This is a genomic window from Saccharibacillus kuerlensis DSM 22868 (assembly GCF_000378145.1).
Lineage (GTDB): Bacteria > Bacillota > Bacilli > Paenibacillales > Paenibacillaceae > Saccharibacillus > Saccharibacillus kuerlensis.
The window spans coordinates 43,133-65,760 of the sequence record NZ_KB899292.1 but is presented as its reverse complement, the minus strand read 5'-3'; the positions used below and the strand labels follow the sequence as shown (position 1 = coordinate 65,760).

Sequence of the window (22,628 nt, the reverse complement as noted above, 5' to 3'; positions counted from 1 at the left end):
CATGGTAGAATAAAGTAAGAAATTAAATTTCAACAAATAAAATCTGTCGGCGGACGAAGTAATTGGCGTCAGAAAGGACAGACAGCATGACAGAACTCTATGGAACTTATCAGCCTTATTTTGTTCTTCTTTCGGTTTTCATTTCTTTCTTCGCTTCTTACTGTGCTCTGTACGTATACGAGCGAGTATTGGTTTTGACCGGATCGGCGCGAAAACTTTGGATGGTACTCGGTTCCATTACTATGGGTCTCGGTATTTGGTCCATGCATTTTATAGGAATGCTGGCCTATCATCTGCCGGTCGATATTGCATATACGCCGGGATGGCTTATTTTATCCGTTATTTTGCCTGTTATTGCCGTATGGGCAGCGTTTCGTATGATTGCTGAAGAAGTATCGAAGACCAGCAGCTTGATGGCCGGGTCGCTGCTGATGGGCAGTGCGATGCTGGCGATGCATTACAGCGGAATGGCAGCCATGAGTGTGCCCTTATATATGAGTTATGATCCGTTCTTTGTAGCGCTGTCTATAGCCATTGCATTGGGTGTCTCGTTTGTTGCACTCAAGTTGTCTACCATTCATCGACGGAACCATCATGCTTATTTGAAAGCTTCCTCCAAAGTTCCTGTTGCCCTGCTGCTTGGGGGAGCGGTAGCCGGCATGCATTATACGGCTATGAGCGCGGTTAGCTTTCATACTATAGCAGGCGGAGTGACGCATTCTGCGATGATGGAAAAAGGGAATTATGCGGATGAAATGCTGCTCGGAATCTTAATTGGAGCGGCCAGCTTACTAATTCTGCTGCTTGTGATGATTAGTCAGTCTATCGACCGCAAAGTTGCACTTCGGATGGCGGATTCGAATCAACGCCGCTACGACTCTATCTTTGAATACAATCCTGATGCAGTCTGTTTATACGAGAATGGGCTTTTGGTACGTATTAATCCTTCAGCCGAGCGAATTACCGGCTATACGTTCGACGAGCTTCGCGGAGAAGGGTTCCGGAAGCTGCTGTTCGAAGAGGATTGGGAGAATATATCACTTTGCTACGAAGCAGCTTTAAAGGGGCAATCAACTCCTACCGAACTCCGAATTCGGAGCAAGAGCGGAAATGAAATTATGCTCAGTATGACGATGGTGCCCTTGATGGAAGGAAGAAAAGTGCGCGACATCTATACCATTTCAAGAGACATTACAGATCGTAAAAGAGCGGAACGGGAGCTGCAGCAAGCAAAGGCCGAGGCAGAGGAAGCGCTGCGAGTGAAAGGGGAGTTCTTGGCCATTATGAGTCATGAACTGCGTACTCCGCTTAACGGCGTGCTGGGGATCAGTGACATTCTGCTCGATACGCCGCTCGACAAGGAACAAAAAGAATATGTCCAATTGATTCACCGGAGCGGTCTGGCGCTTCTGTACGTCATCAACGATGTACTTGATTTTTCGAAGCTTGAAGCGGGCAAGATGAAGACGGGGACTGAACCGTTTGCGCTTCCCATGCTGGTCGGCGACGTCGCGGCACTGTATGCCGTGCAGGCGCAGCAAAAAGGATTATCGTTCAGCTGCGAAGTCGGAAAAGGCATTCCGGAAATTTTGCTTGGCGATGAGCAGCGTATCCGTCAGGTGTTGATGAATTTGCTCAGCAATGCGCTCAAATTTACGTCCGAGGGCAGGATCGAATTGAACGTGACGGCGGAAGAACTCCGTACCGGTTCTACTTTGGGGCAGAGACTGCCCAGACCGGGAGGAGTCATCTTGGTGCGCTTTACCGTGCAGGACAGCGGAATCGGTATTGGGCCGAAGGAGCAGGAGAAGCTGTTCCAGCCATTTTATCAGACCGCTTCGGCCGCGAATCGGATGCAGAACGGCACGGGTCTCGGTCTCGCCATCTGCAAAAATCTGGTCGAGCTGATGGGCGGCAGAATCGACGTTGAATCCGAAGAAGGCGCCGGTTCCGTCTTTAGCTTTACGATCCCACTGCCGGTATATCGAGAAGTAGTGAACAAAGAGCAGAGCGAGCAAGGTATACAGCTGCATTAGCTTTGGTCGAAGGCAGCTGTATAGATCGATTTTCAAAAGTCCGTTTCCAATTGGAGCGGACTTTTTTTGTGTTTATTTATATTATTTTTGTTAAAAGATATTCGTTATTCCATTTATAATAGGTATGACGTATAAAAAAAATTGTAGAAGAGGGTGGAACTGTGGCAAAAGGAATTGAATCGCTGGATGCATTGGCCGCCGTTATTCCTCTGCTCAAATCGGCGATTCCGACAGAAATATCGATTGCACTGTGCGATATGGAACAATTCACAGCTTACTGGCCGAGCGCCCATATCGATCTGAACATTAAGCCGGGGCAGCGGCTGCAGGAAGGTGAACCGTTGATGCAGGCTATTCGAAATGACCAGGCACTGCGCGCGGAAGTACCTGCGGAATATTACGGAGTCGCCTTTACAGGCACGGCAGCCCCGGTCAAAGATCTCAGTGGGCGCGTAATCGGCGGAATCGCTGTTCAGGTGCGTCGACACAGCGAACTGATTGAGATTGCCGACCGGATCGCCGGATCGCTGTCCAGTGCCAATGAGAAGATCGCACATCTTGCAGAAGGTTCGGGTGCGCTTGCGGAAGGTTCAGGCGAACTGCTTGATTTGTCCAAACAGGCAGAGAAAAATGCCTATGAAGCAGACGGAGTTGTGCAGTTAATTAAGGAGGTGGCGGATCAGACACATCTGCTCGGTATTAATGCGGCGATCGAAGCGGCGCATGCTGGAGAGAGAGGCGCAGGATTCGGCATCGTAGCTTCGGAGATTCGCAAGCTGTCCGGTCAGACCGTCACTTCAAACAATAGCATCCGCGATACGCTCGGCACGTTCAAGAAGCTGACGGCGCAGATGAGCGGCTCAATCGACCGGATTGCTGACACTGGCCAGAATCAGGCAAAATCGACGGAGCAGCTGTCGGACATGATCGAAGAGATCCGCGAGATGGCAGCCAGGCTGAATGAGTTTGCGAAGCAGCTGTAAGCAAAATTCAAGCTATCTGCACCGATAAAGGAATAAGCTTCTTGTATTTTAAGTGGCTGCGGCAGCTATTTATCCATTACGTTTGACCAAAAAACTCCCGGAACGAGGACGCTCGGGCATCCTTCGTTTCGGGAGTTTTGTATGTTCGGACAGCCCGGGCTTATGGGCATTACCCTTTTGCAGGAAAACCGGGACCCGACAGCACGTTGTTCACCAGCTCGCCCATGCCGTTCCACGAGTCCTTCATCAGGAACTCGTTCTGCAGCGTACTGTTCCAAGGTCTCGGAATGCCGATGGTGCGTTTGCCGGCTTCTCGTGCTGCAAGTAGATTATGCGGCCCATCGTCGATCAGCAGATCGAATTCGAGTAGATATTTGCGCTTGGCGACGAAAAAGTTCTCGAACGGGATAAACGGCATATGCCGCTGCAGCCAGTTCCATTTCTCCTGCACGGCTGAAGGGCGCGCCGCTGTCACAATGATAACGTCATGTTCCTCGCTGATCCGGCGGACTTCTTCGATGGTATGTTCGTCGAATACTTCCAGTTCTTCATACAGCTTCGGCCGACCAAAGAAAATTTCTTCGGTACACTCCGGGTGCCAGATTCCGCTGAGGTCGAAGCTGATGACTTGATCGATCGTCAGAGGCAGGTCCGGATAAGCGGCATTATGGTAATGAATGGCCTTCGGCACCAGATGACAAATGGTATCGTCCATGTCGATGGCTACAATTTTTTTACTCATGATTTCTCTCTCCCGACTTGAATAAACCTATAGATTTCCGCGAAAATACAGATATCTGCATTGTAGCACAACATGAACCGGAGGAATGAATATGAAATCGCCAGGGAATCAAGAGAATCGAAACGGACAAACGGGAGGTCGGCCCAAACGCAGCTTGATTTCGATCGTCGCGACTGTCGTTGTGCTGGGACTGCTGCTCTTCACCGATATGGGCCGCAGCCTGCTTGGAAATCTACTGAATCAGGACGAAACATCACAGAACGGAACGTCACAAAACGGGGCAGAGCAAACCGGAAACGTTTCGACTTCAGTCGAAGGACGCCTTTCTGCCGAGGTAGAGCGTGTTGTCGATGGAGATACTTTTATCGCGAATATGGAAGACGGCAGTCGCGAACGCATACGTATGCTGCTGATCGATACGCCGGAAACGAAAAAGGAAGGCACACCGGTACAGCCATTCGGCACGGAAGCGAGCGACTATGCGAAGAGGCTGCTGAACGGTCGGAATGTGGAACTCGAATTCGACAAGGAGCAGCGCGATCAATACGATCGGATGTTGGCTTACGTCTACCTGGACGGCGAAATGGTTAACGAGAAGATGTTGGAACAGGGGCTGGCCCGCGTCGTTGTGTACAAGCCGAACGACAAGTACGTCGAACAGTTCCGCGAAATCCAGGCCGAAGCTAAGCGACAAAAGCTCGGCGTATGGAGTATCGACGGATATGCAGATAATCGTGGGTTTCATCCGGAAGCGGCAGCGGCAGAAGTCAATTGATTCGGAATTAGCTCAAACCGTCCAAGAAAAAAACCACCGTGTAAAGGCTGAATGCCTTCGGTGGTTTTTTGTTTTTTACATTTACGACTGTTCCTGCTCAATCTTGATCCAACGTGTCGCCCAACCTTGAATATCGTCCATTAAGGGAGCGAGGCCACGTCCCATATCCGTAAGCGAATATTCGATTCGAACAGGTTTCTCCGGATAAACGGTTCGCAGTACGATGCCCGCTTCTTCCAATTCTTTGAGCCGCTCCGATAACACTTTGCCGCTTAGGTTGGATAGCGAACCTTCGATATCCATAAAGCGCCGAGGCCCATCGAGCAGCCGGTAGACGATCAAGGTCGTCCAGCGTTTGCTGAGCAGTTCGATCGCTTTTTCAAATCTGGGGCACAGTTGGTTAAGCTCTGCGGCCAAAGGAATCACTCTCCGTTTTGTGTTTTTTTGAAGATTGTCGATGATCTTGCTTGCAGCTCTTACCGTACTCTTCTGTATCAAATAAGCCCGTTTATTCAGGCGTAAAAAGAAGCTATCGTGTATAATAATCTTCTTCAGTATACTATCAGTGATTTAATTAAACAAGATTACTATTTGTAATTAATAAAACTTGACTAAAGAATGCATATTAAATATACTCGGTTACATAAAGTAATTTTGTGAGTTAGACGTTTCGACTACAAGAGCGAAGCGCTTGTTCGAAACGTCAAAGGTTCGACTATGTGAGCGAAGCGCGCATTCGAAACGTCAAAAAGATTCGATTACGAAAGCGAAGCGTTCGTTCGAAGCTTCAAGGTTTGCTTATACGAATGAAGAGTTCGTTCGAACCGCCCAAAAGGTTTGCCCATGCAACTAGAGCCCGCATTCAAACCGCCTCACCCACCCAAAATCGGAGGACAAACAGATGGATCCACATACGGAGCGACATACGGATATTTGTATCGCGGGCGGCGGTCCGGCCGGTACCCTGCTGGCCTGTCTGCTCGCCCGCCAAGGTGCGGACGTCGTACTGATCGAGAAGCAGCCGGTACCCGGACCGTCGTTCCGAGGAGAGATTCTGAACGGAGACGGAGAGCATGTACTGCGGAAGCATGAACTGCTGAACTTGGTTGATCGGGAGGCGGTCCTTCCGCTGATCCGACTCGAATATTGGGAGAATCAGCGGGTCGTCAAGACGATCCTGCCGGATAGGGAAGACGGAAACGTCGGCATTCATATTCCGCAGGCCGATCTGCTGCAGGCCCTGCTGACCGAAGCCGAGAAATATCCGAACTTCACATATAAATCCGGCACGACGGTGCGAGGACTGCTTCAGGATGGGGATGGTCGTTATATTGGCGTCAAGATCCGCGGAGCGGACGGCACGGATGAAGAAATTCGCAGCCGGGTCGTTGTAGGTGCCGACGGGCGGTATTCGGCAGTACGCAAACATGCCGGTATTCTGGTAAATACGGAAGGTCACGGTTATGACTTGTTGTGGGCAAGGATTCCGGCTCCGGATGGCTGGGAGCCAATTATGTGCTCCACCATTCAGAACGGACAGCAGCTGCATCTGTTCACGCAAGCGCGCGGATACGTACAAGTAGGTTGGAATATCGAGGAAGATTCGTACAAAGCACTGCGCAAGCGGCCGTTTGAGGAGCTGACCGATACATTGATTGCCGCATTTCCGAAGCTTGAATCGAGTGTGCGGCAGCATATTACGTCTTGGCAGGACTTCGTGCTGTTGGATATTTTCAGCAGCCGCTCGGAGAGATGGGCGCAGCCGGGGCTTGTACTGATCGGCGATGCGGCGCATACGATGACGCCGACAGGCGCTTTTGGTCTGAACGAAGCGCTGTGCGATGCGGATGTGCTGCACGAGGAGCTGTTGAACTGTCTGGAAAAGCGGCAGGACATCTGCCTTCCAATCGATCGTCTCGAACAGCGTAGGCGGAGCGACGTAGAGCGCAGACAGCGGGAACAGTTGGATATGGAACTGAAGTATGCCCAAAATTTTAACAGTTTACAGGACGATAATATACAGACAAACGATACAATAAATAGAACGAGCCGATAAAATGTTGCAGCCTGAAAATAGAAAACTGACGTATGATGATCCAAAACGATCCGGACTGCGAATAAACGCAGAGGCGTACACGGCCATAATATCGGACTTAACTAAATTAAGCATAAGGATGTGCCACCATGTTGAATAATAGCGCAGCTTTTATATTGAAAGATCGCATTCATAATGTATCTTCCCCATTGAATCCGAAGGACGGCTACATACTCGTCGGTCCGATTACTCTTCCGGTCAATCTGGATGGAGAAACGGTTACGTTCCGCTGGTACAGCTGGATCAAAGAACCGGAAGGCGGCCGGGACATGTCGGCCGAAGCGTTAATCCGCAGTCTGCCGACAATGAACTTGGCAGAAGGCCAGCAGTCCAGCGTGCTTGTATACGGCGACTTTGAGCACTCGAACGAAGCGCTGATCCGGATGCACAGTATTTGCCATACCGGCGATATTTTCGGCAGCAAGAGATGCGACTGCGGATACCAACTGCACCAGTCCATGAAAATGATCGTGGAAAACGGCTCTGGGGCGCTCTTCTATCTGGCGAACCATGAAGGACGGGGCATTGGCCTGTTCAGCAAAGCGATGGCTTACATCCTGCAGGAGCAGGGCATGGACACGGTCGAAGCGAATCTGGCGCTCGGCTTCGAAGACGATACCCGCGATTACGACGGCGCGATCGGCGTGCTGAAATTCCTGCGGCAGCTGCCGGTTACGCTGATCACAAACAATCCGCGCAAGTTGGAAGCGCTGAAAGCTTCCGGCATGAACGTGTCTGGACGCACGCCGCTGTGGGGCGACGTTTCCGAATTTAATGAGAAATATCTAAGCACTAAAGTGAACCGCTCCGGTCATTTTGCTTCTCCAGTTCCGCTGTCGTCCGTGCCGACGCTGCCGGCCGTCGAAGGAGGAGCTTAAGCCAATATGAGCGAAATGTCCATTCACGAAACATACATGCGGTTGGCACTTGAAAATGCCCGCTCCGCAAAAGGCCAGACGGCACCAAATCCGATGGTCGGCTCGGTCATCGTGAACGAAGGCCGGATTGTCGGAATTGGAGCGCATCTCAAGCCGGGCGAACCGCATGCCGAGATTCATGCGCTGCGCATGGCCGGAGATCATGCCAAAGGCGGAACAATCTATGTTACGTTGGAGCCGTGCTCCCATCATGGTCGAACCGGTCCCTGCGCCGAAGCGGTTGTACGCGCCGGGTTATCCCGCGTTGTGATCGCGGCGCCGGACCCGAATCCGCTTGTAGCCGGCAGGGGTGTCAAGATTCTGCGCGACGCCGGCATCGAAGTAATTGAAGGCGTGCTGCGTGAAGAATCCGAGCGTCTGAACGAAGTGTTCAATCGTTACATTGTCAGCAAGCGGCCGTTCGTTACGGTGAAATCCGCAACAACACTGGACGGCAAGATTGCGACGCGTACTTCCAGCAGCCGCTGGATTACGTCCGCGGAAGCTCGCGAAGACGTGCATCGGCTGCGCCACGAGAGCGGTGCGATTCTGGTCGGCGTACAGACGATTCTGCATGACGATTCGCAGCTGACAACGCGGCTGCCAAACGGCCGCAATCCGCTGCGTGTCGTGCTGGACAGCACGCTGCGCATTCCGGAAGACGCCCGAGTCATTACGGACGGAGAGGCGCCGACCTGGATTTTCACGGGCTCGAATGCGGATCCTGCCAAGCGCGAGCGGCTGGAAGCCGCGGGCGTACGCGTGATCGAGACGGATGGCGAACGGGTGAACCTGGAGCAGGTGCTGGATACGCTCGGCTCAAGCGAAATCTCTTCGCTGCTCGTCGAAGGCGGCGGCCAAGTGAACGCTTCGTTTGTCGAACAGGGACTCGCGGACAAACTGCTGCTGTACATGGCTCCGAAGCTGGTCGGCGGCAAGGATGCGCCAACATTCCTTGAAGGACTGGGCGTCGGCAATATGGACGAAGCGTTCGAGTTGGACGACCTTCGTGTCGAACAGCTGGGACCGGATTTGAAATTCGAGGCTTATTTCCGTAAGGGATAAAGCTGTATATGGAGCTGTTCATTGGCCGTATACGAAGCTGCATATGAAGCCAGGTAGCAATCGCTATAGAAAATCGTAGTGATGGCTATAAGAAATCGTATTAATCGCTATAAGAAATGGTATATAACGTGGATTTCAAGGTCGATTCATCGATAATAGACGGCGCTCAGTCGATGTTTGACTTTTTGGCTAAAATAAGTGCGTGAATGCAATTATTTTTCGATTTTGGCTGTTTTGAATCGTAATAAGTGCAGATATACAACTATTTTGCAGAGAAAGGGTCATAGGCGGTCAAAATGCGGCAATTAGTTGTATTTGAGCACTTATTTTTCGAAAAATCTGTAAATGACATGAAATAAGTGTATATACGCATTTATTTTCTCTTTATCATCATTGGTGCGTGTGCGTGTGCGTGTGCGTGTGCGTGTGCGTGTGCGTGTGCGTGTGCGTGTGCGTGTGTCTTCGTTAAAGCAGAACACCGTTTCTCTTGCAGCGTGCAATATATTATTAACGAAAAAGGCAGGTTCTCCAATGCGGAGAACCTGCCTTTTTTGCTGCTAGACTTTAAAGATAATTCGTTCTTTTTTCGTCCTGATGTTCAAGGGTTCAAAACAGTCAAAACACTTTGAAGAGTCTGAATGCTCAAAGTATTCCAGACGTTCCGGACTCCCTAAACGCTCTAAACGTCCTGGATGCTCTAAACGTCCTGGATGCTCTAACGTTCCAGGCGTCCCAAACGCTCGCTCTGGATACTCTAAGCACTCTGGGTGCTTCAAACGCTCTGAATTCTCCAAACGCTCTGAATTCTCCAAACACCCAGTCCATACACGTTATAACTATAACGCTCTAATTCCGCTGAATCTCCGCTTCTCTCCGATGCCAGCTGACTTTCCCATCGTCTTCTACAATAGCGACGGCGGCATCGGCAATGTCGGGAACGGTGACGAGATGATTTTCGATTCGTTCCATAATATCGTCAGCTTCGCTGAGCGTTAAGCCTACGCGCAGCTCTACAACGGTATCGACATGATAGTAACGGCCTTCCTGGATAATGCGCATTTCGCGAATATCGACGACGTCCGCATCGGCGAGTACGGCCGCAGACACTTTATCCTCGACATCCTGCGGAGCGGATACACCGATCAGACCGATCATGTTGTCGTAGCCGACCCGGAATGCGACGAAGATCATCAGCAGACCGATCAAGGTTGTTACCAGACCGTCGACCAGGGAAAAATCGGTGAAGGCGACGACCACGACCGCCACCAGAGCGAGAAATGCACCGATAACGGCAACGATATCTTCATAGAAGACAAGGCGTGTCGGCGGGGCAGCGCGTCCCACATTTTTGAATGCGGCCGGCAGCAGAGCAGTTCCTGATACCATCGGCGCACGCGCTTCCTTCAAAATTTCCTTCGAAGCTTTGAATAGAATGGCGCCGTCGATCACAATGTTTAAAATCAGTACGCCTACGTTAATCCAGAAGCCGCTGGAGGCTTCACCGGGATGCCGCAGCAGGTGAATCCCTTCGTGGATCGTCTCGTACGCCATAATAGTCACGACGATAACTGCAATCATACAGAAGATATTGATTACACGTCCGAACCCGGTCGGGAACTTGCGGGTTGGGCGCCGTTCGGACAGCACGCTGCCGACGAAGACGAATCCCTGATTTACAGCGTCCGCAAGGGAGTGCATAGCCGAGGCGAACATAGCGCCGCTGCCGGTGAAAAAGGCGGCTGCTCCTTTGGCGGCTGCGAGCACAGCATTGCCGGCCATGGCGACGGCGGAGGAGGTATTGCCTTTTTTGATCATTGAACCGAGTGTTTCCTTTTGATGGACTTCTTGATTGACTTTTGGCGGGATCGTATCAGCCACAAGCGACTCCTCCTTTACATTTGGGAAATAAAAATGGGAACGATTTTCGCTATGTAAGCGTGCTTTGACGCACGCGAGGTCCCTGCGTATATGTACCCCGAATCGGCGAAGCGGAACAGCTTAGCCGCCGATTCTTTTTTTGGGAGGCTCTTACGGCGCTTTCAATGATGCCTTAATGGCGCTTTAAAAAGGGAACTTAAAGAGGATGAAAAAGTGCGTTTTGCAAGCCGAATATTCAGGGAGTCCCTTGTGACGGTGTACCGTATTCTTCCGCATACCAGTCGATCATTTTGCGTGCAATGCTGACTTTCGGCGGAATATTTGGCAGTTCGTCCGGACCGAACCAGGAGGCTTCCGCAATCTCTTCACCGTCGACCGTAATCTCGCCGCTCTCGTATTCCGCAATGAACCCGATCATCAGTGAATTGGGAAAAGGCCACTGCTGGCTTCCGAAGTAGCGGATGTTTTTCAGCGAGATGCCCACTTCTTCCATGGTTTCGCGTCGTACGCAGTCCTCAAGTGTTTCGCCGGCTTCAGTGAACCCCGCAATCAGACCATACATTTTGTTCGGAAAACGGGCTGAGTGCGCCAGCAGAATCTTCCCATCCTTCAGAATGGCGGTAATGACAGCCGGGGAGATGCGCGGATAGTGGCTTAACCCGCAGCTCGGGCAGATTTTAGCGTGTTCATACCTGGCGTCCGCAAGTGCAGTGCCGCAGCGCCCGCAGAATCGGTGCGTCGCGTCCCAGTTCAGCATTTGCAGCGCTCGACCGGCAAGATGGAACAGATCTTCGTCCATGCGTTCGTATAGCGTCCGCAGCGAGTGGAAGTCTGTCCCTACGGTCGGCTGCGTGCCTTCAGGCGCTTCGACGGCATAGCAGGGCGATCCTTCCAGACTGCCGATATACAGGGAACGGACAGGAACGAAGCCGAGCTGTTCCGCTTTTGCGGCGGAAGGTATGGCTGCCAATCCATCCTGTCTATTTAACAGCAGATTGGCAGTGCCGGTGAGAAAAACGAACCAATAAGCGGGGCTGTCCGTGGACTCGGCGATCAGGGTAGGCACATAGCGTTTATAGATGCTTTCTCTCGGTTTTTGCATACTCACAGAACCTTTCGGGTTGGATTGGAGAAGATCATTGTCCTTATGTCCTTACTGTCATTATGGTAGGATAGCCCGGCAGGAGCAAGCAGAGTACAATGATCGTATGCGATAGAGGGCAGAGAAAATATAGAGCCCGTGCAAAAGGAGGTTTCTGAAGCATGAATCAATCGTTATCTTTGGCAGAAACGTTCGCGCAGGCACAGTACCGCACGTCGGGCAACGGTCCGCGTAATGTGCAGGTACTGCTGGATGCGCTGCAAAATGTGGATGGCAGTACGCCAAGCGATATGTACGGACGCGGAGAGACGATCAGCAAATTCGAACGAAAACTCGCCGATATGCTGGGTAAAGAAACAGCTGTCTTTTTCCCGAGCGGCACAATGGCCCAGCAGATTGCCCTGCGGATCTGGAGCGATCGCGGCAGCAGCAAAACGGTCGCCTATCATCCTCTCTGTCATCTGGAGATCCACGAACAGGACGGCCTGCGCGAGCTGCACCATCTGGAGCCGGTACTGCTGGCGAACAAGGAACGGCTCATAACGCTGGAAGACGTGAAAAATATGCCGGAAAACACGGCTTGTCTGCTGCTTGAGCTGCCCCAACGCGAGATTGGCGGTGAGCTGCCGGACTATGCGGAACTGGAAGCCATCTCGGTCTACTGCCGGGAAAAAGGAATTGCCCTGCATATGGACGGCGCAAGGCTGTTCGAGATTTTGCCGTATTACGGCAAAACGGCGGAGGAAGTATGTGCGCTGTTCGACAGCGTCTACATTTCATTCTACAAGGGAGTGGGAGGTATTGCAGGTGCGATGCTGGTGGGAGACGCCGATCTGGCAGAGCAGGCAAAGATCTGGAAAAGACGCCACGGCGGGGATCTGATCAGTCTGTATCCGTATATTCTCAGCTCGGAGTACTACCTGGACCTTCGACTGCCGAAAATGGCGCAGTATTACGAGGAAGCCAAAGAGCTGGCGGATCTGTACAACGGCTGTTCCTGTATCCGTACGCGGCCGGAGGTACCGGTCTCGAACATGTTCCACCTGCATATCGACGTGCCGAAAGAGACGGCCGAGACGACAATCGCAAGCGTGCAGGCAGATACCGGAATCGCGCTGGTGTCTTATTTGCAAGAAACCGGTGAAACGTCGTGTACAACCGAGATTTCGATCGGAGATCTGTATAGGGAAGTACCGAAGGAGAAGCTGCGCAAGGCGATCATGCTGTTAGGAGAGCGGTTGGAGGTAGCGTGCAAAATTGTTTTTTGACACAAGGGAAAATGCTGGCCCATGCTGCATTTGCCAAATATGAGCTCAGCTTGCATTCGTATGCACCGTCCCTATGATCAATGTTTTTCCTTCTCCGATTTTTTTGGCGGAGTTCACTTTGTTCTGGGTAATGTGGAGAATCGGAGATTTCATAGAAAGAATCGCGTTTCCGTGGATTTGGAGAGAATTCGATCGTGACAAGTCTTGCGTTCGGCTTCTATCATTACGAATTGGGGCAATAAGCTTTTCAAAAAAACACCGAAAAAGTGCCGTTCTGCTCCCAAGCGGAGCGTGAACGGCATCTTTTCGGTGACTGCTTTTTTGTTTTTAAACTTTTTCTATTCTTCAACATGTCTGACTGACCTTACTTCACTTCAATCACCAGTGCCGCTGCAAAATATTCTCCCGGTTCCAGCTTGACCGCCAACTCCTTGTCTTTCAGCTCGCCGTCGAACTTGTCTGCATCCGCCAGACCGTGCCATGGTTCGATGCAGATAAATGGAGCATTTTTCGGCTGCCAGACGCCCATATACGGGAAGTTCTCGTAAGATACCGTTACGCTGTGCTCGTTCTTGTCGCTCTTAAGCGTCACACGGTCGGACTTCACGTCGCGGAAGATCATGGCACCTTCTTCGAATTGTTCGCGGCGCAGCGGCAGGACGGTCCCTTTTTCCAACACGATCTCCGACTTGTCCGGAATCTGGATGTTGCCGCCGGTTACGAAAAAGCGTTCGAGCGTTTCTTCCTGCTCGAATTCCAGTACATAATCTTCGAATTCCGCACCTTCACCGATCGGACAGTTGAACGCCGGATGCGTGCCCAGCTGGAAATAGATCGCTTTGTCATCGTCGTTGTCTACCCGGTACTGAATGCGGAGAGTGGAGCCTTCCAGCGTATAGGTCAACGTCAGCGCAAATTGATACGGGTACATCGCCAGCGTTTCTTCGTCAGCCGAGAGATGGAACACGGCGCGCATTTCATCCGCTTCGACCAGTCGGAACTCGCGATTCCGCGCAAAGCCATGATTTTTCAATTCATAGGTTCCACCTTCAGCGCGCATCTTGCCATCATAGACGGAGCCGACGATTGGGAACAGCACCGGTGAGCGGCCTGTCCAAAACTCTGGATCGCCTTTCCAAATGTATTCGTGTCCGGTATCCTTGCGCTTAAAGCTGATCATCTCCGCGCCGAGAGGCTTAATCTCGACTGTGGCAGACTCGCTGTTCAGAATTGCATTCATGAATTTGTCCCTCCGTATAGATGGATTGTCGATCTTGAACTGCCCTTAGTGTAGCAAAAAATGCCTCCGCATAAAAACGCCTTCGGCTTCACGTGCGGGCGAAGGGAGCGCGGATTGGCTATAATGGAAGAAAGCGCGTCGTTCGATTTGGGTTTCAGGCCAACAACCCAAGCCGAACGCCAGGCGGTCTGCGGCGAGCGGACGCGGTCCTGGCAAATCTAACACGGAGGCGATTCCATGAACGATTCCAAAAAATACGAAGCAGCGCCGATCCATACGCAGCGGAACGAAGACACAAACGGCGGAGCGGAAGTGACATACGTCTGGAATGAAGATGGTCCCGTACTCGGATTGTCGTCGATATCCGGCGTGGGCATAATTGAGCGGGACGGACTTTTTTTCAAAGACCTGAACCGAAGCGGTGAACTAGAACCGTACAAAGACTGGCGGCTGCCGGTAGAAGAGCGGGCAAAAGATCTGGCTTCCCGCATGACTACCGAGCAAATCGCCGGACTGATGCTGTACAGCCGTCATCAGTCGATTCCGGCAGGTAGCACGAGCTGGACAGCATCTACCTATGGAGGTCTGTCTTATGAAGACAGCGGCGCAAAGCCGTGGGATCTTACGGACGAACAGCTGGCGTTTCTTCGAGACGATCATCTGCGGCATATTCTCGTAACCAACGTCGAAAGTCCGGCTGTCGCCGCACGATGGAACAATCTGGTGCAGGCGTATGCGGAATCCACGGGACTCGGTATTCCCGCTAACAATAGTTCCGACCCGCGCCACGGATCAGACTCCGACTCTGAGTTCAACGCCGGTGCAGGCGGCAAAATCTCCATGTGGCCGGAAAGTTTGGGACTTGCCGCCACGTTCGACCCGGCGATCGTTCGCCATTTCGGCGAGATCGCCGCAAAAGAATACCGCGCGCTTGGCCTGACGACCGCGCTGTCGCCGCAGGTGGATATCGCGACCGATCCGCGCTGGTTTCGCTTCAACGGTACGTTCGGCGAAGATCCGCAATTGTCTGCGGATCTTGGGCGGGCTTATATCGACGGGTTCCAGACATCAACCGGCGAAGACGAGATCGAAGGCGGCTGGGGACGAGCAAGCGTTAACGCCATGGTCAAGCATTGGCCGGGCGGCGGTTCGGGCGAAGGGGGACGCGACGCTCATTACGCCAGCGGTAAGTATGCGGTGTACCCGGGTGGGAATTTCGAAGAGCATCTGAAGCCTTTTACGGAAGGGGCGTTCAAACTTGAAGGCGGAACAGGGCAGGCTTCGGCGGTCATGCCCTACTACACGGTGTCGTGGGAACAGGATACGGCAAATGGCGAAAATGTCGGCAATTCGTACAGCCGGTATCTGATCACAGACCTGCTGCGTGAAAAGTACGGTTATGACGGCGTCGTCTGCACCGACTGGCTGATTACGGCCGATGAGAGCGGAGATAAGGATTCGTTTCTTAGCGGAAAACCTTGGGGTGTGGAAGGTTTGAGCGTGGCCGAGCGCCATTATAAGCTGCTGATGGCGGGAGTCGATCAGTTTGGCGGCAACAACGAGGTCGGGCCGGTACTGGAAGCGTATGCAATGGGCGTAGAGGAGCACGGCGAAGCATGGATGCGGGCGCGGTTCGAACGTTCGGCGGTACGGCTGCTGCGCAATCTGTTCCGGTTGGGACTGTTCGAAAATCCGTATCTGGAGCCGTCGGACAGCGAGCGGATCGTCGGACAGCCGGATTATATGAAGGCTGGGTACGAAGCGCAGCTGAAATCGGTCGTGCTGTTGAAAAACAGTGAGAAAAGGCTTCACACTGACCCAAGCAGCGAAGCTCAAGCGCTGCTCAATACTCCGCCGAACCGCAAAGCTGTTCTTCCGCTGCCGCGCCGGAGCAAAGTTTATGTTCCGCAGCGCTATATTGCGCCAGGGCGAGACTGGTTCGGCAATCCGACACCGGAGAAAACTGTCGATCCGTTGAATCTGGATGTCGTGTCCAAATTCTTCGATGTCACACAAAATCCTGCACAAGCCGATTTCGCGTTGGTCTGCATCGAAAATCCCGATTCCGGCATGGGTTACAGCCGGGAGGACGCGGAAGCCGGCGGCAGCGGCTACGTGCCGGTCAGTCTTCAGTATCGTCCGTACACAGCCGAAAGCGGCAGGGCGACAAGTCTTGCCGGAGATCCTCGGCCGAGCGACGTACTGAACCGCTCGCATTTGGGCAAGTCGGTAACGACACGCAACGAATCCGATCTGGACCTGGTCCTGAACACCCGTGTCCAAATGGGAGATCGTCCGGTCGTCGTCTCCATGACCCTGTCCAATCCGGCGGTGATTGCAGAATTTGAGCGTGAAGCTGACGCAATCCTGGTCAATTTCGGTCTGCAGGATCAGGCTCTGCTGGAAATCTTGTGCGGCGAAGTTGAGCCTTCCGGCCTGCTGCCGATGCAGATGCCGGCAGATATGGCGACGGTCGAGTCCCAGCTCGAAGACATGCCGCGTGATATGAACTGCCATATCGATACGGAAGGAAACGTATACGATTTTGCGTTCGGATTGAATTTCAGCGGCGTGATCGACGACGAGCGTGTCCGGAAGTACCGGTAAGCGCGCTGAACTGCATTTGGCTTCTGATCAGCGTCCCAACTTGAAAGGAGTGATCCGCGATGCCAGAAGAGGAACCGATTCGTGAAAAGCTTACCTTTGCTATGGGGTGTTTCTGGGGTCCCGAAGATCGTTTCGCCCGCCTGCCTGGCGTGACCGCAACGCGGGTCGGCTACTCGGGCAGCCAGCCGCTGCCTGCCCCGGATACCGGTTCGGCGAACGCAGCATTTCCCGCCCGGGACGGCAGTCGAATTACTGATGAATCGGATCATCAACCCTCTTCGCCGAGCGACAGTCTTATCCTGCGTACAGCCGACATCCCGCGGGTTCCCACCCATCGCCGTCTCGAAGGCCATTCCGAAACGGTTGAAGTGGAGTTCGATCCCGGGGTCGTTTCGCTGGAAGAGCTGCTCGAAAAGTTCTGGAGCATGCACAACCCGCAGGCGATCGAAGGTTATAAGCCGGAAGATTCGCGTTATCGCTCGCTGCTCTTTTACCGGGATGAGCAGCAGCGGGAGCTGATGGAGCGGGTGCGGCGTGAGATGGCGGCCAAAGGCCGCAACAGCGAAGCGACAGCGCTGCTGCCGGTGGGCCCTTTTTATCCGGCGGAAGAGAAGCATCAACGGTACGAGGAAAAAAAGCGGGAAAGAAATCGTGCAAAGCTGTAAATTCAGGTACAATCGTGGCATAGAGGAGGGAATAAGCATGAACCATTTCGACAAAGGCATCGAGTGCTATAAGCGGAGAGACTTCCGTAATGCCGATTTTTATTTCAAAAAAGCGCTGGTGGAAAAGGGAATGGATGCTGAGACCCTCGATTATCTCGGACGCTGCAGGCTGATGCTGGGCGATTCGCGCGGAGCATTGGAGCTGTTCGATCAAACGATGAAGATGACTCCGGCCTCGGAGAAGCCGTATGCGGGCAAGGCGAGAGTCTACGCTAATCGCGGCAAATACGAAGAAGCGGAACCGCTGGTTCGACGCGCGCTCATGATCAATCCGCAGTCCGCGGACAATTGGTCGGTGCTCGCTTATGTCTGCGAACGATCACTTCGGCTCAAGGAAGCCAAGTCCTATTATTTGCGTGCGCTGGAATGCGATCCGCTGCTGGAAGAGGCGCGTGTCCATCTGTCTATCGTTTACTACCAGTTAAGAGAGCCGTATTCCAAATGCCTGGAGCAGCTGGATCGGGCACTGGACATCAATCCCCACTCGACCGATGCACTGTTCAACAAAGGGCTGATCTATAAAGACATGCGCCGTTACGGAGCCAGCAAAGCCGTCTTCGAGAAACTTCTGGCTCTCGATCCGGAGGACCGGGAAGCAAACCTGGAGCTGGCCGAGATCTACAAAAGGGATCGGCAGTACGACAAGGCAAAGCTGTGCCAAAGCCGGGCGCGCGGACGCAAACCTTACGATGGGCGCGAAGGACCGCGTTCCCAGGATCGCGGGAAGCCGGATCGGTAAAGTCCAGCCTTAAAGTCCAGCCCAAGCGTTAAGTCTCAAAGGAGGAGAAAAGGGATGACGAAGAGTACTTATGTGACGGAAATTGAAATTCGTCAGATTTTATTCGGAAGCGAGGTCTACCGGGAGTCGCTGCGGCTGCGGGACGAAGTGCTCCGTCGTCCGCTCGGTATGAGCATCGAGGACGAAAATTTGTCGAGCGATGCCGAAGCGCTGCATATTGGAGCTTTTGCCGATGAACGGTTGGTCGGTATCCTGCTGCTTCGTCCGAAAAGCGAAGGCGTACTGCAGATGAAGCAGGTGGCCGTCGACGAATCGCTGCGAGGCATGAGTGTGGGACGGAGGCTGGTCGAGTATGCCGAGCGGCTAGCTGCAGAGCAGGGATATGGCGAGATCATGCTGAACGCCCGCGAAGTGGCCGTGACTTTCTACGAGAAGCTGAATTATGTACGAGAAGGCGAGCGGTTTGAGGAGATCGGCATTCCGCACTATGTCATGCGCAAGAAATTGGGCTGACTCGGCGAATGTTCAAGGCGAATGTTCAATGAGAGACAATAAGGAAAAGGCAGAGACGATCCAACGCGCTCAGCCGTTTGTATGAAAAAGCAGACGGCTGAGCGCTTCGGCAGAGTCTCTGCCTTTTTGAAATGCAGACGGATATTCCTATTCTAGATAACCTTTGATCAATCCTGTCTTCAGAGGGCGCGGCTGCTCACAGGTCGTGGTCAATTCGGCATAAGCGCCGCTGTCTGAGCTGCTGTGGAAAGCATGCATAATCTCCAGCACATGATTCGTCAATTCGCCGCCGGCCCGCGGAGTGCCGCCGCTGCGGACGCAGTGCGCTAGGTCGGCGACGCCGATTCCCCGAGTGTTCTCCGCATATTGATGAAGGAGCGGAATTTCCTTGAACTCGGAGCCACCAGCCGGGCGAAGGAGAATGGGACCGCCAAAATTGTTCGGGTCGGGAACGAGCAGGGTGCCCTGTGTGCCGTAAATTTCGATGTGAGGTAGCGTGCTGCTCCAGACATCGAAGCTGGTAATCATCGTTCCGATGGCACCGCTGCAAAAACGGAGGGTGCCTGCTGCGTGGGTCGGCACCTGAACATCGATTTTTTCGCCGAACAGAGGTTGGCTCGTAATGGTGCGCTGCTGTAATGCTTTTCCGGTCATGCCGGCTACCATTTGCACAGGACCGAGCAGAGAGACGAGCGCGGTGATGTAATAGGGCCCCATGTCGAACATCGGGCCGCCGCCGGCTTGATAATAGAAAGCCGGATTCGGATGCCAGCTTTCGTGTCCGTGACTCATCATAAATGCGGTCGCCGCGACCGGATCGCCGATGTAGCCGTCGTCGATCAGCTTGCGACACGTCTGCAGACCGGCACCGAGGAATGTATCCGGCGCACCGCCGAGCAGCAGTCCTTTTTCACGCGCCAGTTCCACCAGTTGTCTGCCCTGCTCGGGCAGTAGAGACAGCGGTTTCTCCACATAGACGTGCTTGCCATGCTCCAAGGCCAATTTACAAATTCGGAAATGGTCGCCCGGCGTCGTCAGATTGAGCACAATCTCGATTTCTTCGCTGCTCAAGATCTGCTCGGCTGTCCATTGATTCGGAACACCGTAGGTCTCGGCCGCCGTTTTCATCCGTTCTTCGCTAATATCGGACACAGCGAACACTTCGGTATTGTCGAACGTCCGGGTCAGGTTTTCCAGGTAAATCCCGCTGATATTACCACAGCCAATGATGCCAATCTTTACTTTTTGCATCGCATATCCGCCTTTCGTCCGCTTGTCTCGGATTTATTTTGCCGCCCACAGCATGCCGCGCCGCATCAGTTCTCTGGCTTCGGGAATATCGAAAATGTTGACCTGGTGACCGAGCGAGTTGTAGAACACTTTGCCGTTGCCCCAGCGCTTGGTATATACGACGGGCATCACGATTTCGCCATTGGCGGAATGCGGCCCTTCACTGATGCGGAACGTCGTGGTAGCAAGCACATCTACAACCGGATCGACATGCAGATAGTACTGCTCCGATGTCACCGTGAAGTCCGGGATGCCTTCGATGATCGGACTGGAAGAAGGACGATTCATGCGCACTTCGTATTCCACTCCGTCATTGAATGGATGCGCAACCCACTGCGAACCGGTCAAAAATTGCCACTCTACGCTGTTCCGGAACGAGTCGCACATTCCGCCATGGCATCCCGCCATGCCGACGCCGGACTCTACCGCTTTCAGCACCGGCTGCAGCTGCTCGCTGCTGATCTCGCCCATCGTCCACACCGGCACGATCAGATTCAGCGCCTTCAAGCGTTCTTCGTCCAGAAAAGCATCCAATGTATAGGCGATTTCCGCTTCGAATCCTTCCTCCCGCAGCATCTCGGCAAAAAGGTCCGCGACTTCCTTAGGCTGATGGCCGTCCCATCCTCCGCTTACAATCAAAGCTTGTTTGCTCATTGTATTCAGCTCCCATTCGGTTCGATTGCCTGCACATTCAAGATTGAAGTCTACAGCTACATCGTAAAGTAACCCCTTTCATTTAGCGCGTCATTTCCATTGTGCAGATGGACAATTTTTGCTAATCTACAGCTGAATAGAAGAGTGGGTGGAGGGAGAAGCATGCGAGCTTTTCACGAAAATCGGATTTATGGAAGCGGTCTGCCCCTACAAATTTCCCGTGTACGGAACATGAATTTTCTAGCGCATTGGCATCATGATCTGGAGTTTGTGTACATCAGTGAAGGTTCGCTGCAGGTTGGGATCAACTCCGAGACCCGGACGCTGAAGGCGGGGGAATTCGCTTTTTGCGGGAGTGGAGACATTCATTACTACGACAGTGGGCAGAGTGAGTCGGAAATCCTTATCGTCGTATTCAATCCGCGGCTGATCGGCAGTCCAGCGGGGTGGCCGGAAGAGCGCAGCGTGCGAACGCCTTTTCTCGTCCGTTCATCCCCCGCGATGCCGTCTTCGTTCGAAGAAGAGGCGCTGTGCGAACTGGCTGCGGTTATGAAACGAATCGAGCAGGAGGGCGAAGGGAGCTGGGAACAATCGGAAACGGTAATGATCGGCCTGCTGCACATGCTGTGCGGGCTGACGCTGAGGTATGTGCCGCCCGGCAGCAGTGAGCGGAGAGGGAATGCCCGCTCTGCCGCTCACCTGAAAATGATGCAGGAGCTTCTTGATCATCTGGAACGGAACAGCACGATGCCGCTCACCCTTCAGGACGGGGCGGATCATGCGAGAATGAGCGTTTTTCACTTTTCGCGCTTTTTCAAAAATGTGACGGGTATGAACTACAATACCTATCTGAATGAGCTGCGAATTCGCCGTGCGGAAGAACGGATTGCCGCCACGAACGAAAGGCTGATCGATATCGCATTGGACTGCGGCTTTGGCAATGTGCGTACATTCAACCGGGTATTCCGGCAGTTGAGAGGATACGCGCCGTCGGAGCTGAGGTGAGGCTGTTCGAAATTTATTCGGTATCCGAGAAAACGGCGGCTCTGGCCGCAGCGTGCTTTTCCGCTCCCACGATTCCAGTCTCTCATCCATGTTATCCGCAATTCCACGCAACGCCAGCTCTAGAAGTGCAATCAGATTCCCATTTTGAAAAAGTTGCCGAGCGCTTGAGTGACCTTTTTCCGAGCATAAATTCTTCGATCTCTCTTCCGCGCTGCAGCTCTTTCGGCGTAACATCGATCAGTTTGACTTCGGGATTGCGGGCGATGATCGCATTCGTGCGTTTCTCTGCGGCTTGGGCGACAGTCTAGACGGCAGTATTGTAGGTATGACGAGGGCGACAGCCATTATCTGCGAATTTACATTGGGCATTTGCGCAAGAAATTGGAGGAAGATCCGTCCCAACCTCGTCTGATCATAACCGAACCTGGAGTCGGATACCGCTTCCTTACTCAAGAATGATATACTGAACGTAATCGTTTCGATGCGAAATTTGCAATGCGGAATAGGGTGATGGGGCTTGGACGCTTTGGATGTCAGGATTCTCGAATTATTACAGCAAAACGGACGTATGAATGTGACCACAATGTCGAATATATTGTCGCTGAGTCGGCCGAGCGTGGCCGAACGGCTGCATCGGCTGGAGGAGCGGGGCGTCATTCAAGGTTATACGGCTCTGGTATCGCCGCCGGCGATCGGCCGGGATACCCGCCTCGTTATTCAGGTTGCGGATCTTAAGGTAACACCGCAGCAGTTTGAAGAGTGGGCCCAGACCGAATCGGATATTATTGAGTGTCATCGTGTGACCGGACACACGGGGTATTTTCTTCAGGCGGTCGTAGCGGGTACACCGGGTCTTCGCAAGTTGGTTGACCGGATGATCGGCTTCGGGAGTGTACAAACTTCGGTTGTATTGTCTTCGCCGGTCGTGCACCGGACAATTCTTCCGCCGGAAGAAGAGTTTGCGGCGGACTGATACCGCCGTGCAAAAATCAAG

At 53.0% G+C, this 22,628-nt stretch carries 21 protein-coding genes; 14 read left to right on the top strand and 7 right to left on the bottom strand.

The features are described 5' to 3' along the window. Positions 1-86 precede the first annotated feature (86 nt). Positions 87-2,036, top strand: coding sequence for a sensor histidine kinase (locus tag F456_RS0115330; RefSeq protein WP_018977932.1), 1,950 nt, complete (start codon positions 87-89; stop codon positions 2,034-2,036). Between the two features lie 161 nt (positions 2,037-2,197). Then, entirely contained in the window at positions 2,198-3,019 is an 822-nt protein-coding gene (locus F456_RS0115325; RefSeq protein WP_018977931.1) for a methyl-accepting chemotaxis protein, read from the top strand. Between the two features lie 169 nt (positions 3,020-3,188). On the opposite strand, the gene F456_RS0115320 is transcribed toward F456_RS0115325, so the two are convergent. Next, positions 3,189-3,761, bottom strand: a complete 573-nt coding sequence (locus F456_RS0115320) for a 5' nucleotidase, NT5C type (protein WP_018977930.1) — start codon at positions 3,759-3,761, stop codon at positions 3,189-3,191. 91 nt (positions 3,762-3,852) lie between these two features. On the opposite strand from F456_RS0115320, the gene F456_RS22765 reads away from it, so the two are divergent. Then, on the top strand, positions 3,853-4,536 hold the full coding sequence (locus tag F456_RS22765) for a thermonuclease family protein (RefSeq protein ID WP_018977929.1): 684 nt from the start codon (positions 3,853-3,855) through the stop codon (positions 4,534-4,536). Between the two features lie 81 nt (positions 4,537-4,617). On the opposite strand, the gene F456_RS0115310 is transcribed toward F456_RS22765, so the two are convergent. Continuing rightward, positions 4,618-4,953, bottom strand: a complete 336-nt coding sequence (locus F456_RS0115310; protein ID WP_018977928.1) for a winged helix-turn-helix transcriptional regulator — start codon at positions 4,951-4,953, stop codon at positions 4,618-4,620. A 484-nt stretch (positions 4,954-5,437) separates the two neighbouring features. Between F456_RS0115310 and F456_RS0115305 the strand changes: the two genes are divergently transcribed. From F456_RS0115305 to ribD, 3 genes are all read left to right on the top strand, one after another. Then, positions 5,438-6,592 (top strand): FAD-dependent monooxygenase, encoded by a 1,155-nt coding sequence (locus F456_RS0115305; protein WP_018977927.1) that lies wholly within the window; start codon positions 5,438-5,440, stop codon positions 6,590-6,592. A gap of 128 nt (positions 6,593-6,720) precedes the next feature. Next, positions 6,721-7,509, top strand: a complete 789-nt coding sequence (locus F456_RS0115300; RefSeq protein WP_018977926.1) for a GTP cyclohydrolase II — start codon at positions 6,721-6,723, stop codon at positions 7,507-7,509. 15 nt (positions 7,510-7,524) lie between these two features. Next, entirely contained in the window at positions 7,525-8,613 is a 1,089-nt protein-coding gene (gene ribD, locus F456_RS0115295) for a bifunctional diaminohydroxyphosphoribosylaminopyrimidine deaminase/5-amino-6-(5-phosphoribosylamino)uracil reductase RibD (RefSeq protein ID WP_026293911.1), read from the top strand. Positions 8,614-9,459: 846 nt separating this feature from the next. Here the strand turns inward: ribD and F456_RS0115290 are convergent. Both F456_RS0115290 and nudC read right to left on the bottom strand, forming a co-directional pair. Continuing rightward, the gene (locus F456_RS0115290; protein WP_051086751.1) at positions 9,460-10,428 is read right to left on the bottom strand and encodes a cation diffusion facilitator family transporter; all 969 of its coding nucleotides are present in this window, start codon (positions 10,426-10,428) and stop codon (positions 9,460-9,462) included. A gap of 298 nt (positions 10,429-10,726) precedes the next feature. Continuing rightward, positions 10,727-11,593: an NAD(+) diphosphatase gene (gene nudC, locus F456_RS0115285; RefSeq protein WP_018977923.1), complete on the bottom strand. Its 867-nt coding sequence runs from the start codon at positions 11,591-11,593 to the stop codon at positions 10,727-10,729. 161 nt (positions 11,594-11,754) lie between these two features. Here nudC and F456_RS0115280 point away from each other — a divergent pair, with 161 nt between their 5' ends. Then, on the top strand, positions 11,755-12,861 hold the full coding sequence (locus F456_RS0115280) for a threonine aldolase family protein (protein WP_018977922.1): 1,107 nt from the start codon (positions 11,755-11,757) through the stop codon (positions 12,859-12,861). A gap of 364 nt (positions 12,862-13,225) precedes the next feature. Here the strand turns inward: F456_RS0115280 and F456_RS0115275 are convergent, their stop codons facing one another. Next, positions 13,226-14,101 (bottom strand): aldose 1-epimerase family protein, encoded by an 876-nt coding sequence (locus F456_RS0115275; RefSeq protein WP_018977921.1) that lies wholly within the window; start codon positions 14,099-14,101, stop codon positions 13,226-13,228. 237 nt (positions 14,102-14,338) lie between these two features. On the opposite strand from F456_RS0115275, the gene F456_RS0115270 reads away from it, so the two are divergent. From F456_RS0115270 to F456_RS0115255, 4 genes are read left to right on the top strand one after another with little or no spacing between them, the layout of a single operon-like run. Next, on the top strand, positions 14,339-16,708 hold the full coding sequence (locus F456_RS0115270; protein ID WP_018977920.1) for a glycoside hydrolase family 3 protein: 2,370 nt from the start codon (positions 14,339-14,341) through the stop codon (positions 16,706-16,708). A gap of 59 nt (positions 16,709-16,767) precedes the next feature. Continuing rightward, positions 16,768-17,373, top strand: coding sequence for a peptide-methionine (S)-S-oxide reductase MsrA (locus tag F456_RS23715; RefSeq protein ID WP_018977919.1), 606 nt, complete (start codon positions 16,768-16,770; stop codon positions 17,371-17,373). A 37-nt stretch (positions 17,374-17,410) separates the two neighbouring features. Next, positions 17,411-18,172, top strand: a complete 762-nt coding sequence (locus F456_RS0115260; RefSeq protein WP_018977918.1) for a tetratricopeptide repeat protein — start codon at positions 17,411-17,413, stop codon at positions 18,170-18,172. Between the two features lie 54 nt (positions 18,173-18,226). Further along, positions 18,227-18,685: a GNAT family N-acetyltransferase gene (locus tag F456_RS0115255; RefSeq protein WP_018977917.1), complete on the top strand. Its 459-nt coding sequence runs from the start codon at positions 18,227-18,229 to the stop codon at positions 18,683-18,685. 147 nt (positions 18,686-18,832) lie between these two features. Here the strand turns inward: F456_RS0115255 and F456_RS0115250 are convergent, their stop codons facing one another. Together F456_RS0115250 and F456_RS0115245 are read right to left on the bottom strand one after the other, a co-directional pair. Beyond that, positions 18,833-19,936 carry a Gfo/Idh/MocA family protein gene (locus tag F456_RS0115250; RefSeq protein WP_018977916.1) on the bottom strand — a complete coding sequence of 368 codons (1,104 nt, stop codon included), beginning with the start codon at positions 19,934-19,936 and terminating at the stop codon, positions 18,833-18,835. Between the two features lie 33 nt (positions 19,937-19,969). Further along, complete coding sequence (locus tag F456_RS0115245) at positions 19,970-20,629, bottom strand: ThuA domain-containing protein (protein ID WP_018977915.1); 660 nt, start codon at positions 20,627-20,629, stop codon at positions 19,970-19,972. A 162-nt stretch (positions 20,630-20,791) separates the two neighbouring features. On the opposite strand from F456_RS0115245, the gene F456_RS0115240 reads away from it, so the two are divergent. The 3 genes from F456_RS0115240 (at position 20,792) to F456_RS0115230 (ending at position 22,607) form a co-directional block, all read left to right on the top strand. After that, entirely contained in the window at positions 20,792-21,634 is an 843-nt protein-coding gene (locus F456_RS0115240) for an AraC family transcriptional regulator (protein ID WP_018977914.1), read from the top strand. 285 nt (positions 21,635-21,919) lie between these two features. Next, positions 21,920-22,093, top strand: a complete 174-nt coding sequence (locus tag F456_RS24030) for a winged helix-turn-helix domain-containing protein (protein WP_083923712.1) — start codon at positions 21,920-21,922, stop codon at positions 22,091-22,093. Between the two features lie 58 nt (positions 22,094-22,151). Next, positions 22,152-22,607, top strand: a complete 456-nt coding sequence (locus F456_RS0115230; protein WP_018977912.1) for an Lrp/AsnC family transcriptional regulator — start codon at positions 22,152-22,154, stop codon at positions 22,605-22,607. Positions 22,608-22,628: the final 21 nt, after the last annotated feature.

Bases quoted from the DNA above. Each gene is read 5' to 3' on its own strand.
- F456_RS0115330 (WP_018977932.1), top strand. From the start codon at position 87: ATGACAGAACTCTATGGAACTTATCAGCCTTATTTTGTTCTTCTTTCG.
- F456_RS0115250 (WP_018977916.1), bottom strand. From the start codon at position 19,936: ATGCAAAAAGTAAAGATTGGCATCATTGGCTGTGGTAATATCAGCGGG.
- F456_RS22765 (WP_018977929.1), top strand. From the start codon at position 3,853: ATGAAATCGCCAGGGAATCAAGAGAATCGAAACGGACAAACGGGAGGT.
- F456_RS0115320 (WP_018977930.1), bottom strand. From the start codon at position 3,761: ATGAGTAAAAAAATTGTAGCCATCGACATGGACGATACCATTTGTCAT.
- F456_RS0115290 (WP_051086751.1), bottom strand. From the start codon at position 10,428: ATGATCAAAAAAGGCAATACCTCCTCCGCCGTCGCCATGGCCGGCAAT.
- ribD (WP_026293911.1), top strand. From the start codon at position 7,525: ATGTCCATTCACGAAACATACATGCGGTTGGCACTTGAAAATGCCCGC.
- F456_RS0115280 (WP_018977922.1), top strand. From the start codon at position 11,755: ATGAATCAATCGTTATCTTTGGCAGAAACGTTCGCGCAGGCACAGTAC.
- F456_RS0115245 (WP_018977915.1), bottom strand. From the start codon at position 20,629: ATGAGCAAACAAGCTTTGATTGTAAGCGGAGGATGGGACGGCCATCAG.
- F456_RS0115240 (WP_018977914.1), top strand. From the start codon at position 20,792: ATGCGAGCTTTTCACGAAAATCGGATTTATGGAAGCGGTCTGCCCCTA.
- F456_RS0115255 (WP_018977917.1), top strand. From the start codon at position 18,227: ATGACGAAGAGTACTTATGTGACGGAAATTGAAATTCGTCAGATTTTA.
- F456_RS23715 (WP_018977919.1), top strand. From the start codon at position 16,768: ATGCCAGAAGAGGAACCGATTCGTGAAAAGCTTACCTTTGCTATGGGG.
- F456_RS0115300 (WP_018977926.1), top strand. From the start codon at position 6,721: ATGTTGAATAATAGCGCAGCTTTTATATTGAAAGATCGCATTCATAAT.
- F456_RS0115305 (WP_018977927.1), top strand. From the start codon at position 5,438: ATGGATCCACATACGGAGCGACATACGGATATTTGTATCGCGGGCGGC.
- F456_RS0115270 (WP_018977920.1), top strand. From the start codon at position 14,339: ATGAACGATTCCAAAAAATACGAAGCAGCGCCGATCCATACGCAGCGG.
- F456_RS0115275 (WP_018977921.1), bottom strand. From the start codon at position 14,101: ATGAATGCAATTCTGAACAGCGAGTCTGCCACAGTCGAGATTAAGCCT.
- nudC (WP_018977923.1), bottom strand. From the start codon at position 11,593: ATGCAAAAACCGAGAGAAAGCATCTATAAACGCTATGTGCCTACCCTG.
- F456_RS0115260 (WP_018977918.1), top strand. From the start codon at position 17,411: ATGAACCATTTCGACAAAGGCATCGAGTGCTATAAGCGGAGAGACTTC.